This is a genomic window from Chromatiales bacterium (assembly GCA_014323925.1).
GTDB lineage: Bacteria > Pseudomonadota > Gammaproteobacteria > Poriferisulfidales > Oxydemutatoraceae > SP5GCR1.
On record JACONC010000001.1, the window covers coordinates 154,166 to 172,051 of the forward strand.

Consider the following 17,886-nt stretch of genomic DNA (forward strand, 5'->3'; position numbering starts at 1 on the left):
TTAAATGACTACGACTCGTATCGGCAAACGATTTGAATCATTGGCGGTAACTATGCGTAGTGCCTTAATACCTTATATTATGGCTGGCGATCCGCTGCCTGATGCCACTGTGCCGCTGATGCATACTTTAGTTGAAAGTGGCGGTGATTTGATAGAGCTGGGTGTTCCTTTTTCGGACCCGATGGCTGATGGTCCGGTCATACAAGCTGCCAGTGAGCGGGCATTGGAGCATCGTGTAAACTTGCACGATGTGATTGCTATGGTCGACGAGTTCAGGCGCGACGATAGCGATACTCCAGTAATATTGATGACTTATCAGAATCCAATTGAAGCGATGGGTGAGATGCAATTCGTCAACGCGGCAACCTTAGCCGGCGTTGACGGGGTATTGGTGGTCGATTTACCAATAGAGGAAGCAGATTCTTTGTTAACCGCGGCTTCCGGCAAGGCTCTCGATATAATATTTTTAGTATCACCGACGACCTCTGCCGATCGTCTAAATAGCATTGCAAAATCAGCTAGTGGATTCGTTTATTATGTCTCGTTAAAGGGTGTGACCGGTGCTAAAAACATAGATACAGCACACATTGCTGATAAAGTGCAGCAGTTTAAGAATATAATAACGATACCAATCGCGGTAGGGTTTGGCATACACGATGCACAAAGTGCCGCCCAAGTTGCACAATCGGCCGATGCGGTCGTCGTGGGTAGTGCGATAGTGCGTCTTGTTGAGCAAAACCGCACTGCTGATTACCAAAAAAATATTGCCGATTTTATAGTTGGCTTGCGTCGCGCTATGGATCGCAAAACAATAGAATAATGATAGGGAACTGAGATGAGCTGGTTTGAAAAATTAATTCCTTCGCGCATACGCACTTCCCGTACAGATAACCGCAAGATACCAGAAGGACTGTGGAACAAATGTCCTGCATGCCAAGCTATCTTGTATCAACCTGAACTGAAAAAGAATTTCTATGTGTGTCCTAAATGTGAATACCATATCAGACTCTCAGCCAGAGAGCGCATTGATTTATTCCTTGATGCCGAACAGCGCACTGAGCTGAGCGGCACGATACGACCGACTGACTTCCTAAAATTCAAAGATAAACAACGATACAAGGAGCGTTATAACGCAGCTTATAAAAATACCTCTGAACGCGATGCTTTGATTGTATACCAAGGTACGCTGAAATCTAAACCGGTGGTGGTTGCCGCTTTTGAGTTTCGCTTCATAGGTGGTTCTATGGGAGCGGTAGTCGGTGAACTTTTCAAACGCGCAGCTGAGCAGAGTTTAGCAGAACGTATGCCTCTAGTTTGTTTTTCAACCAGCGGTGGGGCGCGTATGCAAGAAGCATTAGTCTCTCTATTTCAAATGGCTAAAACCAGTGCTGTTTTAGCCAAATTATCTGAGCATCGCATTCCTTTTATCTCGGTGTTATGTGATCCAACAATGGGGGGTGTGTCGGCCAGCTTGGCAATGTTGGGGGATGTTATAATTGCCGAACCTAAAGCTCTAGTCGGTTTTGCTGGTCCTAGAGTGATTGAACAAACTGTCAAGCAGACACTACCAGAGGGGTTTCAGCGCAGCGAGTTTTTATTAGCGCACGGTGCTATAGATATGATTGTAAGCCGCCAGCATATGCGTGATCGTATTGCCAATATACTTGCGTTGCTGATGAGAAACTAAACACAATAAATGAAGTCTAATAAAGCTGATTATTCAGCAGAACTACAACTATGGCTTGACAAGCATAGACATACGCATCCTCAAGAAATAGATCTGGGCTTGCATCGGGTCAGAGCAGTCGCTGACAACATGCAACTGCTAAACCCTGAGCAGACCGTGGTGACGGTTGCTGGCACCAACGGTAAGGGTTCAACCGTTGCGCTATTGGAATCGATGCTGCGTGCCGCTGGCTATAAGACGGCGAGCTATACTTCTCCGCACATGCATCGCTATAACGAACGCATTAAAATCAACAATCGTTGTCTGAGCGATGGCGAATTGTGTAGGTCTTTTGAGATGATAGAAGCGCATCGCGGCGACATTAGTTTGAGTTTTTTCGAATTTAGCACACTCGCAGCACTGCAATGTTTCAAGTCTGCAAAGCCCGATATTATATTATTGGAAACTGGTCTGGGGGGTCGTTTGGATGCGGTGAACATCATTGATGCCGACCTGGCAATTATCACCAGCATAGGTATAGACCATGTTGAATGGCTCGGTGATAACCGCAACTCGATAGGTTATGAGAAAGCCGGGATTACGCGCCCTGGTGTGCCCTGTATATGCGGCGATATCGCCCCTCCTGAGTCTATTAAAGCACTCAACAAAGACCGTCCTCTTTATTTAATTAATGAAGATTTTAGTTATCGCAGAGAGCGTGATAGTTGGTATTTTGAACACCGTGATTTTCGCTTAGACGATTTACCATTGCCCGCTTTATTCGGAGATATACAACTGCAGAATGCAAGTTGTGTCGTTATGGCACTCAGGTGCTTGGCGGCAAATTTTCAAGTGTCATACGACGATATAGTTGCCGGATTAACGACCGCGTATTTGCCCGGCCGCTTTCAGATCAAATCGCAAAACATAGAGGGCGGAAGTATCGTCAGTATCTTTGATATTAGTCACAATCCGCAGGGTGTCGAAGTGATGGTAGAAAACCTAAAAAGCCTCACCAACGGCAGAGAATTGCATGCGGTGTTTGCTATTTTAGCCACTAAGGATGCCGACAGCATTACTAAAATTGTCGCGCCTATGGTTGATCATTGGCATTTGTCGGAACCTGACTCGGCTCACGCTTTGCCGGTCGAGCAACTAAAAAGTATTGTTGAAAGATATACAAATGCGTCTAATAGTATACAATGTTTTAATTCGGTATCGGAGGCATACGATGATGCTATGTGCAATATGAAAAACGGTGATCGTCTGTTAGCTTTCGGCTCGACGATGACAGTTGCCGAAGCTTTGAAAAGCTGAGAGGGGTATTTTAACTAAAACCTATAAATGGAACAGCAATTGAAACAACGATTATTGGGGACTGTGGTGTTGGTCGCCGTGGCGGTTATAGTATTGCCTTTATTATTGGACGGTGAGGGTTATAGAGCCATGCAATCTATTGAAATAGACGCCCCACAAAAGCCGCCAATCAAATACCAGCAAGAGGGTTTTATGGTTCCGCTCAAAGACTTCAATAGCACTGTATTAGAAGCACCGCAACCTCTTGATATTAAGCAATTCGATGCAACTGACGGAGAAAGCAAACCTGCACAGCCGAACGCCACCGCCACCGAAGCCACCACCGAAAATGTCCCACCCATTGAAAACCAAGCGACCACCACTTGGGTGATGCAGGTAGGCAGTTTTAGCATTGCCAAGAATGCTGATGAAGTACGTAAACAACTGCTAGGATTGAATGTAAAAAATACTGCTATTGAAGTCGAACCCAAAAAGATTCAAGGACTCGATGTCTATATCGTCAAGGTGATTTCCGATGATTACCGAACATTGAGCGAAGTGGCAGGACTGATTAAAGAAGACTATCCCGATGCTTTTATAAAAGAGAGAGAATGATTTACGCATGCTGAATTATGCTGATGTTTTAATATGCCTGATTATATTTATCTCGATAGCGATGGGTATATATAAAGGATTTGTTAAGGAGATATTCTCGCTGGCGGGTTTGATTGTTGCATTGATACTCGCTTTTTATCTCGCCGATTACCCAGTACAATGGTTATTGCCCACAGCCCACAACTGGGATAGAGAGTTGTTTGATATCAAGATAGAAGGAGAATCTATAGTTTTTGTTGCCTCATTTATATTGATTTTCGTGATTGCGCTTGTTATAGGTAACACAGTGAGTAATGCACTCAGCGGTTTAGTCGCAAAAACAGCCATACTAAGAAGTATCGATCATGTGCTGGGTGCTGCTTTTGGTTTTTTACGAGGGGCTTTGATAGTTATGTTATTAGTCGTTTTTGCCGGGCTTACAAAAGTATCTATATATCCGTGGTGGCAGCAATCTCAGCTACTACCACTTTTTGTCAATGGTGCACAGCGTATTATGATACTATTACCAGAGCAATATTTACGGCATTTCGAGTTCGATACGCCAAGCGAGCAAGGCCAGCCTGCGGAATTAAAACCACAGCCTGAATACGATGCCAACGAGCATATTAGTTTATGATGTGACCGCATATGTGTGGAATACTTGGTATTTATAGTCATCAGCCAGTTGCACAAAACCTACACGACGGTTTATTGTTATTGCAGCATCGCGGGCAGGACGCTGCCGGTATCGTTGTACAAGAAAGTGGCAAGATATATCAACACAAGGGTAACGGTTTAGTTAGAGATGTATTTCACCAAAGACATCTGAACGATCTAAAGGGTTCTATGGGTATTGCGCATGTACGTTACCCGACCGCCGGAACTCCGCACCAAGAGGAGGCGCAACCGCTTTATGTCAACAGCCCCTACGGTATTGCCATGGCGCACAACGGCAACCTGATAAACTCTGAGAAGCTGATTAAAGAATTATTTGCCCACGACCACCGACATATCAATACGGGTTCGGACTCAGAGATTTTATTGAACATATTCGCTAATGAATTACTCAATCAAATGCCGCTGATAGCAGGGCCGGATGCTATATTTAAGGCGATTACTAAGCTACATAGGCGCGTGCGCGGCAGCTACGCAGCAGTGGCGATGATATCCAATGTGGGTCTGGTTGCATTTCGCGACCCCCACGCGATTCGTCCATTAATTTACGCTAAAAAAGAAACCGAGCAAGGCACCGAATATATGTTTGCTTCGGAGAGTGTTGCGTTCAATGCTGCTGGATTTGAAACAATTAGAGACTTAAAACCAGGCGAAGCTATATTTATCGATCAAGCGGGCGATATGTATAGTCAAGTATGTTGCAAATCTGCAATGTATCGCAGTTGTATATTTGAATATGTTTATTTTGCGCGCCCTGATTCGATCATTGACAATGTTTTCGTACATAAGGCGCGTATGCGTATGGGAGACCAATTGGCTAAAAAAATTAAGCAGCAGTGGCCGGACTATAAAATCGATGTGGTCGTACCAGTGCCGGATACCAGCCGTACTGCAGCACTGGAATTGGCTATCAAACTCAAGGTGCGTTACCGTGAAGGGTTTATTAAAAACCGCTATATAGGACGAACCTTTATTATGCCCTGGCAAAAAGAACGACAAAAATCTGTGCGTCATAAATTAAATCCTCTAGTGCCTGAGTTTAAGGGCAAAAAGGTAATGATAGTAGATGACTCGATCGTGCGCGGTACGACTTCCAAACAAATAGTACAAATGGCACGCGACGCTGGTGCTAAAGAGGTCTACTTAGTTTCGGCATCGCCACCTATTTGCTATCCGAATATTTATGGCATCGATATGCCGGTGCCGGGTGAATTAATTGCGTATGGCCGTAAAATAGATCAAATTTGTTCTTTGATAGGAGCCGATCGCCTATTTTATCAAGATCTGGATGGTTTGATAGAAGCAGTACAGACAGGGAATAGACATCTGAAAGAGTTTGATTGCTCTATGTTTGACGGCGATTATGTGGTTGAACCAGAAGACGGGTATTTAGAACAATTAAAATTGCAGCGCAGCGAGCAATCTAAGCAAAATAAAATACACTCAACGGATTTGCATGTTGTACCAATATAGTCAGTATGCTCAACTAGGTGTGTTGGTAGATGATCGGTGATGCCGACTATGGCAGGTTGGTTTGAACGGTCGCGACTTTTAGTAACGAGATACCCGAAATGCGCAAAATATCCGTTGGCTATCGTTGATATTGATAGACAAAAACTCTATCTGATTAATCGTTTACACTTATCTGGGCGATACTCTGTATCCACCTCGCGCTACGGTATCGGCTATATCAAAGATTCGTATAAAACCCCGTCTGGGGTGCACAAAGTTGTTGATAAAATAGGTAATGGCGAACCGTTATACAGATCTTTCAAAGCGCGTCAGCCAACCGATAAAATCTTATCACCTAATCGTTATGCAACGATTAGCAAAACTGATGCTATTTGTACGCGCATCGTATGGTTAGGCGGACTTGAACCGCATATCAATCAAGGTGGCTACCACGATTCCCAAGGGCGCTATATTTATATACACGGCACGATTGACGAAAAACGCATAGGTCGTCCTTCGTCGCTCGGCTGTATTAGAATGAATAACCGCGATATAGTAGAGGTCTTCAATGTACTGCAGCGAAACTCTCTGGTTTATATAACTCCACCTAGAATAGACAATCCTAGAATAGACAATCCCTAGAATAGATCATGACGCAAGATAAATTCCGCACCGATTTAATGCAGATTTTCAACTGCGGTATTGACCGGGTTAGAGGACGATCGGCAGTCATCAGCGCCTTAAAGGCATACCCTATAACCTCTTCACAACTGCATTTGCTGGCGATTGGTAAAGCAGCGTCAGATATGACATTGGGGGCTTTGACGGTACTCGGTGATAGCGTAAAAGACGGTTTGTTAATTACTAAGCGCGGACACATCGCTGCCGAACTGAAAAAAAACAATATCATAGAACTGATAGAATCCGATCATCCGCTTCCTAGCGATGCGAGTTTACACGCTGGGCAAAAATTATTAGATTATCTAGATAGTCGAGCTGTAGCGGGTGCGCATTTCCTCTTTTTGTTATCGGGCGGTGCTTCCAGTTTAGTCGAAGTGCTAGCCACTGGTATGACTTTGGTCGATCTAAAAGAGATGACCCGATTGCTGTTGTCTAAAGGTTTCGATATAGGGCAGATGAATGCGTTGCGCCAAGCAGTTTCTTGCATCAAAGGGGGACGGTTAGCGGCAAAACTCAGAGGCTGCAAGACATTGAATTTGATGATCTCTGATGTGCCGCGCGATGACCCTGCAGTGATCGGTTCAGGCTTATTGAGTCAGCCTAGTGGAAAACTAAATCTTGATGATTACCCGCAAGAGATAAAACAATGCTTGAATAACATGGAACTCGTAGCCCAGCCCAATGCAGATGCCTTCTCGTGCATTGATACCCGCATCGTTGCCTGCTTGGATGACGCTAAAACAGCGTGTGTCGATCAAGCGATCGCGTTAGGCTATGATGCTTACGCAGTCGCCGATTTCATCGCAGGTGATGTCAGTGAAGTTGCTGAGCGTCTGTATCAAACCTTATCCGACAGTACACATCGGTTGTTGATCTGGGGTGGAGAGCCGGCCATGCATTTGCCAGCCAATCCGGGACGCGGTGGACGCAATCAACATCTTGCATTATTACTAGCCGAGCGCATTGCGCATAAAGAAGGTATTTATTTCTTGATTGCCGGCACCGACGGTAGCGACGGACCAACCACTGATGCCGGTGCATTGGTAGACGCCAACACTATAGCGAGAGGAGTGTCTAAAGGCTTCGATGTTAAACATAGTTTAGCAGCTGCCGACAGCGGTCATTTCTTATCGCAAACTAAGGATCTTATCAGCACCGGCCCCACTGGCACCAATGTAATGGACTTGATGATCGGGTTGAAGTCGTCATAAACCATTGCGACCACTCATCTATAGTCGTGGTAACGCATTTATCGATACTGCGGGATGAAGATGCTTAGTTCTCTAAAGTGCTTCGTTCGCGGCAGTTGTATTGTTCAAAGCGCACCGTATGCCCGGCATAATCAAAAGAACATGAGTTTATAAGGGCATCCTTTAACCAGTTGTCGTGTGTGTACTGGGTGTGCGGTGATGAAGAGCCCTTACGAATTGTCCCGAATTGTCCTGAGTTGTCCCGAATTATTTTTGTCTCGCAAATTGAAATGATATACCATTATAGCCGATCGAGTGTCGCGTGCTCTTCGCTCACTTCCAATACACTGCCTTGCTCGTACCAGTCACCCAACACCATGCGTTTTGCGTTGTTACCATCTAGTGTAAAGTCGTGTATTGCCGGGCGATGCACATGACCGTGTATGAGTCGCTGTACCTGATATCGCCGCATCGTTGCTTTGACGGTATTGTCGTTTACATCCATAATAGTTTCAGCCTTTTTAGCGGTGGCGTGCTTGCTGGTTGAGATTAATCGCTCGGCGAATGATTGGCGCCAGGCAAGTGGCATAGCTTTCCACAATGTCTGCAACATTCGGTTGCGCACCACCCGGCGATATCTTTGATAGGCAATGTCGTCGCTACATAATTGATCGCCGTGCATCAATAGGGTCTTGTTGCCTTCTATATCAACGACCACTGCGTCTTCAGAGGGTTGTCCTCCTACAAAGCGACATCCACTACGCTCGCTAAATGCTCTGCCGACTAAAAAGTCGTGGTTGCCGGACATAAAATACAGCGGTTTAGTACGCGCATATTTTCTAAGTGTGGTGAAAACGGCTTCTAAGCCAGGTGTTGGATCATCGTCACCTAGCCATCGGTCAAATAAATCACCTAGTATGTAAAGTGCCTGTGCACTTTGGCAACGAGTTTCTATGAAATCGCAAAAAAGCTCAATAATTTGGGGTCGTTCGGGACTTAAATGACAGTCGGCGATGAACAGTGTTGTCATCCATTCTCTACGCTAGCCTTTTTAATGGTAATCGCTCGCATCGGCACATCCTGATGGACCTGTCTGGTGCCGGTTTTGACCGTTGCGATTTTATCTACTACTTCCATTCCTGAAGTCACTTTGCCAAATACGCAATACCCCCAACCTTCTAAGTTTTTCTGTTTGAAATTAAGAAAATCATTGTCTTTTAGGTTAATGAAAAATTGCGAACTTGCGGTGTCGGGAGACAGCGCGCGCGCCATTGCAATGGTGCCGCGGTTATTTTTCAAACCGTTGTCGGCTTCATTCTTGATATTCGGATGTGTTTTCTTTTGTTGCATATCGGCGGTAAATCCACCCCCTTGTATCATAAAATCAGGAATGACTCGGTGAAAGATGGTGCCGTCGTAAAAGCCTTCGTCAACATATTTTATGAAGTTAGCGACGGTGATAGGTGCTTTTTCATCATCCAATTCAATGATGATATCACCCTCACTGGTTTCTAATTTAACTATTGTATTTTTCACCTGTTCTCCTGTTTCTTTTCCGCCTTCGCCTTCGGCTTGTTGTGAGGGCTTACAGGCGCCTACTACAAGGCAAGCTATGATTGCGATGCTATAAATTAAATATCTTTTCATGGTGTTTTGATTTCTCTCCATAGATGAGGTGATTATTATATCACAACCGTTCGTCATCTATTTTATGCCATTCGTCTAAAAAGAAATTTTTTGGGATGCGCGTGATGCAAAATTGCTGTACATCTTGTGAGGAAGGACTATGAAGTTACAGCATTATATATTTATAAAATACAACAATATTTGTGCCCGGCGATTGGCCAGTATATTTGTGCCATGCATATCGTATGCAATGACAGCATTGCTTTTAGCCGCCTGTGTAGCAGATGATATAGGCAGCCGCACAGTCGCCGAACAAGTGCTGCCAACGCAACAGTATCAAAGTCCACCGTCTGAGGCTTACTTCAAAATTAACCAACTAGCAATCGTCGATGAATTATTACAATCAGTCAATGTCACCAATGCACAGCTCAGTTTGCGCGAGGCTATCCATGCAACCTTACCTTTCTCAGTGGTCGTACGCGCGGCGGATGTTGCGGTAGATTTAACTAAGGTGTACAGCATAAGAACGAATAAAGAGATGCGGGTAGCCGATTTTCTTGCCTATTTGGAAGGGCTGAGTAATTACCGAATCACCCTAAACCCAGCAAATAATATCGTTGAAGTTGCTGCCTATATTACCCGTCAATGGAATTTAGCAGCGATCGCATCGGCTAGCCTCAATCGTATTTATTTCGGTTCTGCAACAGCCACCGATGACGATAGCGATCTAAACAGTTCGGTAGATGCTGAACTTTCTATTTCAAGTCGTATGGAATACGGCGATAAAACACCATGGCAAACGATCGTCGAGCAAGCGAACTGCATTATGAAGACGCGCTTATGCGAGGAAGATATTTTTACAGATTCAACCAGTGATTTTGCCGACGATGACGATGGCTTTGTTGAGGAATTATCGTGGGTGCAAGCCGACCAGAGAACTGGCTTGTTGGTTGCATCGGGCCCTATACAAGAGATCAAACGTCTGGCTGAGTGGTTGAACCCGCTGCAACAAAAATCTACTCGCATGGTGCAAATGGAAGTATTGATATTGGATGTGGCTAATAACAACGCCAAAGTAAAGCTATTTAATCTTTTAGCACTCAATGATTCGGGACGCATTGGCTTATCGGGTGGTAGTGAAGAGACAATAAACTTGACCGCTGGCGGGTGGGTGATAGATTCTGATTTTTCGATTAACGGCAACAACTTCGATGTATTGCTGAATAATTTTGATAATGAACAGGATATACAAGTACTACACCGCACCAATTTAATCGCCGCAAACGGTGGTGTTGCACGCATCAATTCAGTTGAAACTTTTTCGTATGCCGGTGGCCAAGAAATTATACCGGGTGATGCGAATAATCAGCAGCGTGTCTCGGCGAGTTTGCAGCAAGCGCAGATAGGTTTGGAATTGACAGTCATGCCGCAACTACTGGCCGACGATAAAATTTTATTGACCGTAATACCGGCGCTGTCGTCGTTGATAAGATTAGAGGATATCGTATCAGGTGGTGTCATTATCTCCAAAGCGCCGCGCATATCGTTGACTAATTTAAGTTCTAAAGCAATTACGCGTTCCGGGCGCGCGGTGCCAGTCGGTGGTTTGACCACCAAGCAGATTAGCGATAATGTCAGTGCCTCCTTAGGTTTGGATAGAACGGTGTTGGGTGATTTATTTACTTCTAAAGATAACAGCGACCGCCGCCGAGAACTCGTCGTTATCGTGTTACCTAGGGAGATTTCGGTATGACATTATTCACGCCCGGTATTTTGAATATAAAAGGTAAGCGATGTCTGATAATTGCCGATTCAGTGGGTCATGCACTGCCGGCTTCGAAAACAGTATTGCTCGAACAAGTCGAAGGTTTTAGTATCTTTTGCCTAACCGAAGAGTTGATAGAAAAAAAAGCAATCTATCGTGGTGTGCCGATTTACGGTTATTGGCAAACCTTATATGCGTCTAAGCAGTGGCGTCCTGATAACGGCATCTTCGCCTATAAGCATAATCATATTGGCCAATATGTAGCAGTAGATTTGGACGAGAAAACCGCAGTCACTGGGGAAGTCGTCGACGGTCGTGCAGTAGCGACCGTAGGTGAACAGCTTAACACACATCAAATACAGTGGCTTGAAGTGAATATTGATGACATCACTTTACCCGATCGCTCAGCGATGACCATGGCTGAGCAAATCGCAACCCGCGAGCAAAAGCATAAAACGATACTGGCAGCAGTATTGTTCTCGGCAGTCGCACTGCTATTCGGATGGCTGTCTGGTTCGTGGCTCACTGATAGAAACATCAAGCAGCTCGAAGTACAGCGCCAGACTCTAAGTGCAGAGATTGAAAGTGCACAGACGGTGGTTGCTGAATTGAAAAAAAGAAAATTAGCCACTATGCCGAATCAAAGTGCGATATTAACGCTGCTCGAAGAGTTGAGCTGGATTGAAGATATAGAAATCCCCAACGCAGAGATAGATGCCATACAGCTGTCGGTCCCCTATCAATCGTACACCGATATGATTTATGTATTAGCGAGGCACGATGTTCCTTACACCGAACAATGGTTACCGTCGGGTCGCGTTCAGGTGCGTTTACAGTGATAACCAATACGCTTATGGTCGGCATCATAGCGATCGGTATTTTTGCGCTTGCGGTGCTCGCATCTTATGCCATTAATTACCAGACCCTAGCCGCAGCGACTGCGGATACTGATATCGTGGTCATGGAAAATAATCTTGCCGCGATTAACAAGCAGATACACACACTCGAACACGAAGCGGATTTAATGCCGATAACGCAAAGCTGGTTAAAGGTACTCGAGATAGTTGAACAATATCCTAATGTGGCATGGCAGGTCAACGAGAATGCGGCTATTGCTGGCGATGGCGAGACGAGTAATGTATGGCACGCAGTCATGATTGCACCGCCGGACTTAGTCATGCCGGTGATGCGCACGATTCAAAGAACGGTGCCCGCCGAGGTGTCTGATATTCAACTCAACCAGAGGCAGGGTGTTTTATCAATCAATATACTTGGAGTAGTGAAATGAAATTGACTCGCATAAAGCGACTGCTGATCTGCTTAATCGCAATGATGTATATGCTCTGGTGTAGCAATGTATCTGCTGAACAACACCCATCGTATGAACAGCCGCTCGCGCAATCGCAGGAAGTAAATGAACAGTCGCTCTGGCAATCGCAGGAAGTAAATGAACGGCTAAGTCTATATAAGCGTATTCGCTTAGAAGAGAACAAAAAGGTACTGATGCAGTTGTTGCACGATATCGCCGATATTCAAAAACAATGCAGGGATAAAGGTTATTTGTGTAGTAGCGAAGGATTAAGTCCCGAAGGATTAAGTCCCGAAGGATTAAGTCCCGAAGGATTAAGTCGTGCTCATCCACGCGCTATTGATTCACTGCAGTACGCTCTGCCTACCCATGATACCAGTTTGGAATATGCTTCACCCAGTATGCGCGCGCCGAATATTAATTTGTTAGGTATCGTCGGCGGTCGTGCACGATTTAGCTTAGACGATGGGCGGATACAGGATTTTTCTGAGGATGAATCGATTGCTGGCAACTGGAAGGTTATCGAGATTAGTGTCGCTACTGCCACGCTTAGCCACGATGACAAACCAGATCTGAGAGTCCTTTATCAGATCCATAGAACCACACAGCAGAATGACAACCCGGTCGACATCGAGCGCAACCCATGAAGCAACAGCAAAGAATAGATAAATTTAAGCAAGTGCTTGAATATCTCAACAAAACAGGCGTATTGGAGCAGGCTACAGTGCATCACATAGGTTGCCCTGAACCTGATCGGGTGATAGAGCGGTTGTTGCAACTCGGCGGTGACAAATTATCTCCGACTTTGCTCGCCGAAGCATTTGCACAGGCATTTAATTTAGAGGTTTATTCATCGGCACAGCACGGCCAACCGATATGCAAAGACGAAACCGAAAAAGGCTGGCTGTATGCGAACAACAAGTTATTTCTAACCAATCCGTTTATCTCGCCGGCAATCAGAGGTTTATTGAATTCTGAGGTTTTGGCTAAATCACCGCTAAAAGGCTACGGTGTGCTACAAGTCTCTGAACAGAACGCGGTGCGTCATTCCGAACAATATAAAGAAAATGCCCGCGGTGTTGTAGCCAAGAAGATCGTTATGAAGTGGTTGAGCGATGCGTTGCAAGCCGCTGCCAGTGATTTGCAAATCATCCCGATTGGCAATAATAGTGTGCTTATCAAACAACGTATAGATGGCAAATTGCATCCGATATACGAGTGGACCTATAAAGACGGTGATGGCGTCTGCTATAAACATTTGTGTAATGTTATCTTAAATGAATGTAAGCAGGTGACCGGCACATTCAATCGGTTGATAGATAGTCACTTTAGGTTCAAGGATGATGGCGGAAGTTTGACTGAGGTGCGCGTCTCTATGCGACCCATCTTCATCGACGGGATCAACAAACCGGCGTTCTTTTTGCGGTTTTTAGGCGGCCAACAAGTGCGCATCGCTAAGCTAACAGACCTAAAAATATTCGCAAACACTAAGCGATTATTAAAGGATATTACTGCGATGACTGATGGACTGTGTGTTTTTACCGGTCCTACTGGTTCCGGTAAAACAACGACGATATACACCATACTAAACGAAATACATCGTCGCTATCCCTATAAATCTATACAGACTCTAGAGGATCCTGTTGAACAAAACTTGCAAGGTATAGAACAAACACAGATTAGTGGCGATGAAGACAGCCTGCATAACAACAGTTTGGATTTTGAAGCAGGCATTCGTTCGATGATGCGCACCGATGTAGATTTAATACTCGTCGGCGAGATTCGGGATCAGCGCACTGCCCAGCAAGCGATGCGTGCTGGGCTGACTGGGCACGGTGTATTGACGACACTGCATACCATAGATGCATTAGGTGTCATAGATCGTCTGGTTGATTTCGGCATTGAGAAAACTCAGCTGGCATCTTGGTTACGCTTTGTTTCAGCGCAGCGATTGGTTGCCAAAGTATGTAGCCATTGTGCAAGCGAATTAGTCGCACAGGATTATTATCGGCATCTCAAATATCAATCCACTGCCGAACTAAAAGTGAAGGTGGCAAATAGTGAAGGTTGTCGGCATTGCCGTGGTGGCTATCACGGACGGGCGCTGATCATCGAGGTGATAGCAGTAGACAGTGGATTACAACAGCTACTTAACGAGGATGCATCAGTTTATGAGATGCGTGCGTATATCAAGCAAAACAGAAATTACCTGTTATTGGAAGATTATGCCTTGCAGCTATGGCTGCAAGGTGAGACCACCCTCGAGGCGCTATCGGATGTTTTCGGTTATGCCTGGGGTGTGCCTATCGATTCTTTAGCGTTATCCGACACATCCGACACGGATAACCATTCCGCTCTCTTGGTTAAAGCGAATGGCTCAGGCAGAGGGCACAATCAACTCAACATTATGGAGAAACCTCATGAAGCAATTATGCAATCTTAAAAAATCAGCCGGGCAGCGCGGTTTTACGCTGATCGAAGTGATTATCGTAGTGGCTATTTTAGCAGCATTAACTGCGAGTTCTATTTATGCGTTGTCACCAGGAAATAAAATTTTATCGGCTGAGGAGACTGGTCTCAAACAGATACTGATCTCTAGGGTACCCACCGAACTCACCCAGTACCGCATGGAAAATGGTAGCTTAACAAATTTCAAGTTATCCGACGACAGTGTTGCCTTTATGAAATCATGGCCAGGGGTTAAAGGAAACAATAAAGTTAAGTTTACACCAGCTGCTCAAAAGCTCACTATAGAAATGGAAACTACATTTAATGCCACTAATTTAGAAAGCACTTTGAAGGCAATGCAAAATGTTACCGCCAGTATAACGAACAAGGTATTAACCGTAGAATACAACATTCAGTAGCACCATGTTTGCCTGGCGTATTCAATTAGTGGGCGGTACTGGCAAGCTGCAAGAAGTGGTCGTTCGTGGGATTAGTTTCAAACACGCAATCAGCACTGCAGGTTACGAGTTGGCACAGATAGTCGGTGTTAAGAGATGTCTCAATTACGACTGGTTAACGACTCGTGTTTCAGCACAAGTACAAATGATATTTTTAATGAAATTAATGCCTTATTACATATCAGGTATCCCCGATCAATCGTCGCGACTGTTTAGAACCTATGCACCGATTAAACATCTAACCAGACGAAATCCGTTAGCACTGGATGTTAATCTGAGTTTGAGTGAGCGCTTAGAGGCACTCGCTTTTAATCCTATCGTCGTTGCGGTCATCCGCGCCGGTGAGAAGAGTGGTCAAATTGCAGCAGTCCTTAAGCAAGCGATTTCTAGTCTACACAAAGAGATAGAAACTAAGAGAACAGCGAGCAAAGGGATAATTGGTGGGTTGATGTTATTGATCGCCTCACTGGTAATTTTGTCAGGTGTATCGCTAGGCACATCAGGTGCTTTGACATCGCTGATCGAAGCCGGCATCATTGAGCAATATAATGTTGCTGGCTTAGTCTTAAACGCGATAGGAACTTATACGCGTGACTATTTATGGAGCTTATTCTTAATCGTCGCCGCTATCGTCGGTGTATTTCTTAAATACGGAGATAATCTCAAACAGCTGTGGCCGATCTCCATTTTTGATCGCTATCCAAGAGTGGTGCGTTCAATACGCTTAATTTCAGTATGGCTGATTTTGGAACGCGCCGGTCTCAGTATCGAGCACGACGAGCAATTGCTGTCAACAGCGATAGGTAAAAAGCACGCAGAGTATATCTCTAATCAAAGACAAAGCGGCGAGACCTTCAGCGATTTACTCAACAGCCAATATTTTTCTAAAACTCTGGCTGAATGCTGCATGGGGATTGCTGCACTGACTACCTCAAATAGAGTACATCTGTTGGAACAAATTGCGCAACTATTGGATATCGAAAGAGCACAGCTTGCCACCACCATCTCGCGCACCTTTTATATTATCGGAATGATCATTACACTGTCCGCTATCGCACTTATACTATCAGGGGTGTTACTGCCGATTTATTCTTCGGGTCTCAGCGGAGTACAGCTATGAGCACATCAAGACCAGGTTATACATTAAGATCAGGTTATACATTAAGATCAGGTTATACATTAAGACCGGGCTATACATTGATAGAGGTGTTGGTGGTAGTCGCTACGATTGTCGTTTTAATCTCTATCACCGCCACTTATAGTATGAACACCGCCGCCAGCCAATTAGCAGAGGCCGAATTTCAAGAGCACTATCTGAAAGCAAAAAATATATTGCTACACGCGCAAAACTTACACGCGCAAGGCTTTCGCACCACCGCCGATGTGAATATGAGACAGCTTAAGCGCAAAGTGGAAGGCAACGATTGGCAAGTCATCGCAAATAAAATTTTTCAAATAACCGACGGTCATGCCAAAGACGATTTTAAGATACGCATCAACGATGCGAGCATACAGCTTAGATTTATCATTGCCGACGATGTTGTATTAACTGGTTATCCGCTACAAAGACATCAAATAGCCGGCGACAAAGATGAGGTTGTGCTCACTAAAGCGATGCATTCTGAGCGCAGCCGCATCTTAAAGTTTAACGATTATCTAGCAAACTGAGGTATATAGTTGATGCGGTCTTCTGTAGCTGAAACCGAAAAGCACTGCGGTTTTACATTGATAGAAACACTGGTGACGGTGGCTATTTTATCTATCTTGGTCTCCGGTTATGCGGTTTATAAACTCAGAGCGGATATTAACGAATTGAATCAGCGGTTATCGGATGCGCTCATCGAGGAACTTACCATCATCGGCAACCAAGCGCAGGTGGTATATGCACAGACCGGTTCTTGGCCAGACGATGACAACCAGTGCGTCAATGCGCTGGCTGAGCCGACTATGAACGCCGTAGGCATAGATAGAGATTCACCATTTCCAGCAGTGCGTTATACGCTGGGATGTAGTGCCCAGACATTTACCATTAGTTTAGAGATGCCTGCAAGTTTAGAGATTTGGGCACATTATATTAAGGCACGCACCCCAAGTATCAATGATGCCGCTACCCTAACAAACGGCAACCAAAGCCTGACATCTCAATGGCTACCGCCCACGGATATTACCTTATTCAGACAATTATTGGATGATTACTATAGGATTGATGGCTCTAAAGCGATGACCGGTGATATGAATCTAGCGGGCAATGATATCTTTGGCATAGGCCGTGCGCGCGGCGATGATTTTGAACTCAACCGAGGGTCGCTTGGCAATAAACACAGCCTGAGTAAAACAGTCGAGCGTATCCAGTTGGTCAGTGCGGGCGACATCATCACCAAACCAAACTGTCGGTTACCTAAAATTTATATAACATCGGCTAATATTGGAACCCCCGCACGGCGACCGGTGACCTCAATACAGTGGACGGCTACCAGCAGTGGCAATAGATGGCGCATTGAGAATACACTGTCCGATGATCGAGAATTTAGCGTCAACGATAGAACCTTTTTAAGAGGCATCGCTATAATTAAGTGCTCCTAGCTGATTATGCTATAATAATCTTGTTAGTGCACTGTATTTCCTTGGTAGACGATAGCAGTGATTGCCCTCTCTGATTAGCTGATGCCTAGTGATAAAAACATCAAAGTAAAGGTCGGTATTAGGAGATAACAAATATGAGCTTT

19 protein-coding genes are annotated in these 17,886 nt (G+C 44.9%); 17 read left to right on the forward strand and 2 right to left on the reverse strand.

Annotated elements, in window-relative coordinates:
- Positions 1-4: 4 nt before the first annotated feature.
- The 8 genes from GDA45_00710 (at position 5) to GDA45_00745 (ending at position 7,575) form a co-directional block, all read left to right on the forward strand.
- Complete coding sequence (locus GDA45_00710; GenBank protein ID MBC6413447.1) at positions 5-820, forward strand: tryptophan synthase subunit alpha; 816 nt, start codon at positions 5-7, stop codon at positions 818-820.
- 15 nt (positions 821-835) lie between these two features.
- The gene (locus GDA45_00715; GenBank protein MBC6413448.1) at positions 836-1,687 is read left to right on the forward strand and encodes an acetyl-CoA carboxylase carboxyltransferase subunit beta; all 852 of its coding nucleotides are present in this window, start codon (positions 836-838) and stop codon (positions 1,685-1,687) included.
- Between the two features lie 9 nt (positions 1,688-1,696).
- Complete coding sequence (gene folC, locus GDA45_00720) at positions 1,697-2,983, forward strand: bifunctional tetrahydrofolate synthase/dihydrofolate synthase (GenBank protein MBC6413449.1); 1,287 nt, start codon at positions 1,697-1,699, stop codon at positions 2,981-2,983.
- Positions 2,984-3,010: 27 nt separating this feature from the next.
- Entirely contained in the window at positions 3,011-3,577 is a 567-nt protein-coding gene (locus GDA45_00725) for a hypothetical protein (GenBank protein ID MBC6413450.1), read from the forward strand.
- A gap of 61 nt (positions 3,578-3,638) precedes the next feature.
- A complete protein-coding gene (locus GDA45_00730; GenBank protein MBC6413451.1) occupies positions 3,639-4,193 on the forward strand; it encodes a CvpA family protein in 555 nt (184 codons plus the stop codon).
- 11 nt (positions 4,194-4,204) lie between these two features.
- Positions 4,205-5,704 (forward strand): amidophosphoribosyltransferase, encoded by a 1,500-nt coding sequence (gene purF, locus GDA45_00735; GenBank protein ID MBC6413452.1) that lies wholly within the window; start codon positions 4,205-4,207, stop codon positions 5,702-5,704.
- Between the two features lie 48 nt (positions 5,705-5,752).
- Complete coding sequence (locus tag GDA45_00740) at positions 5,753-6,325, forward strand: L,D-transpeptidase (GenBank protein MBC6413453.1); 573 nt, start codon at positions 5,753-5,755, stop codon at positions 6,323-6,325.
- A gap of 8 nt (positions 6,326-6,333) precedes the next feature.
- Complete coding sequence (locus GDA45_00745) at positions 6,334-7,575, forward strand: DUF4147 domain-containing protein (GenBank protein ID MBC6413454.1); 1,242 nt, start codon at positions 6,334-6,336, stop codon at positions 7,573-7,575.
- A gap of 280 nt (positions 7,576-7,855) precedes the next feature.
- On the opposite strand, the gene GDA45_00750 is transcribed toward GDA45_00745, so the two are convergent.
- Together GDA45_00750 and GDA45_00755 are read right to left on the reverse strand one after the other, a co-directional pair.
- Positions 7,856-8,584, reverse strand: a complete 729-nt coding sequence (locus GDA45_00750) for a UDP-2,3-diacylglucosamine diphosphatase (GenBank protein ID MBC6413455.1) — start codon at positions 8,582-8,584, stop codon at positions 7,856-7,858.
- Positions 8,581-9,078, reverse strand: a complete 498-nt coding sequence (locus tag GDA45_00755; GenBank protein MBC6413456.1) for a peptidyl-prolyl cis-trans isomerase — start codon at positions 9,076-9,078, stop codon at positions 8,581-8,583. Before GDA45_00755 ends, GDA45_00750 begins: the two co-directional genes overlap by 4 nt.
- 352 nt (positions 9,079-9,430) lie before the next feature.
- Between GDA45_00755 and GDA45_00760 the strand changes: the two genes are divergently transcribed.
- From GDA45_00760 to GDA45_00800, 9 genes are read left to right on the forward strand one after another with little or no spacing between them, the layout of a single operon-like run.
- The gene (locus tag GDA45_00760; protein MBC6413457.1) at positions 9,431-10,933 is read left to right on the forward strand and encodes a hypothetical protein; all 1,503 of its coding nucleotides are present in this window, start codon (positions 9,431-9,433) and stop codon (positions 10,931-10,933) included.
- Entirely contained in the window at positions 10,930-11,784 is an 855-nt protein-coding gene (locus GDA45_00765; protein ID MBC6413458.1) for a hypothetical protein, read from the forward strand. The genes GDA45_00760 and GDA45_00765 overlap by 4 nt, the downstream gene beginning before the upstream one ends.
- Entirely contained in the window at positions 11,781-12,233 is a 453-nt protein-coding gene (locus GDA45_00770; protein ID MBC6413459.1) for a hypothetical protein, read from the forward strand. The genes GDA45_00765 and GDA45_00770 overlap by 4 nt, the downstream gene beginning before the upstream one ends.
- Positions 12,230-12,901: a hypothetical protein gene (locus GDA45_00775; protein MBC6413460.1), complete on the forward strand. Its 672-nt coding sequence runs from the start codon at positions 12,230-12,232 to the stop codon at positions 12,899-12,901. The genes GDA45_00770 and GDA45_00775 overlap by 4 nt, the downstream gene beginning before the upstream one ends.
- Positions 12,898-14,697, forward strand: coding sequence for a Flp pilus assembly complex ATPase component TadA (gene tadA / locus GDA45_00780; protein ID MBC6413461.1), 1,800 nt, complete (start codon positions 12,898-12,900; stop codon positions 14,695-14,697). The genes GDA45_00775 and tadA overlap by 4 nt, the downstream gene beginning before the upstream one ends.
- Positions 14,675-15,121 (forward strand): type II secretion system protein, encoded by a 447-nt coding sequence (locus GDA45_00785; GenBank protein ID MBC6413462.1) that lies wholly within the window; start codon positions 14,675-14,677, stop codon positions 15,119-15,121. The genes tadA and GDA45_00785 overlap by 23 nt, the downstream gene beginning before the upstream one ends.
- A gap of 4 nt (positions 15,122-15,125) precedes the next feature.
- On the forward strand, positions 15,126-16,280 hold the full coding sequence (locus GDA45_00790; GenBank protein MBC6413463.1) for a type II secretion system F family protein: 1,155 nt from the start codon (positions 15,126-15,128) through the stop codon (positions 16,278-16,280).
- Complete coding sequence (locus GDA45_00795; protein MBC6413464.1) at positions 16,277-16,828, forward strand: prepilin-type N-terminal cleavage/methylation domain-containing protein; 552 nt, start codon at positions 16,277-16,279, stop codon at positions 16,826-16,828. The genes GDA45_00790 and GDA45_00795 overlap by 4 nt, the downstream gene beginning before the upstream one ends.
- Positions 16,829-16,840: 12 nt before the next feature.
- Positions 16,841-17,743 (forward strand): type II secretion system protein, encoded by a 903-nt coding sequence (locus GDA45_00800; GenBank protein ID MBC6413465.1) that lies wholly within the window; start codon positions 16,841-16,843, stop codon positions 17,741-17,743.
- Positions 17,744-17,886: the final 143 nt, after the last annotated feature.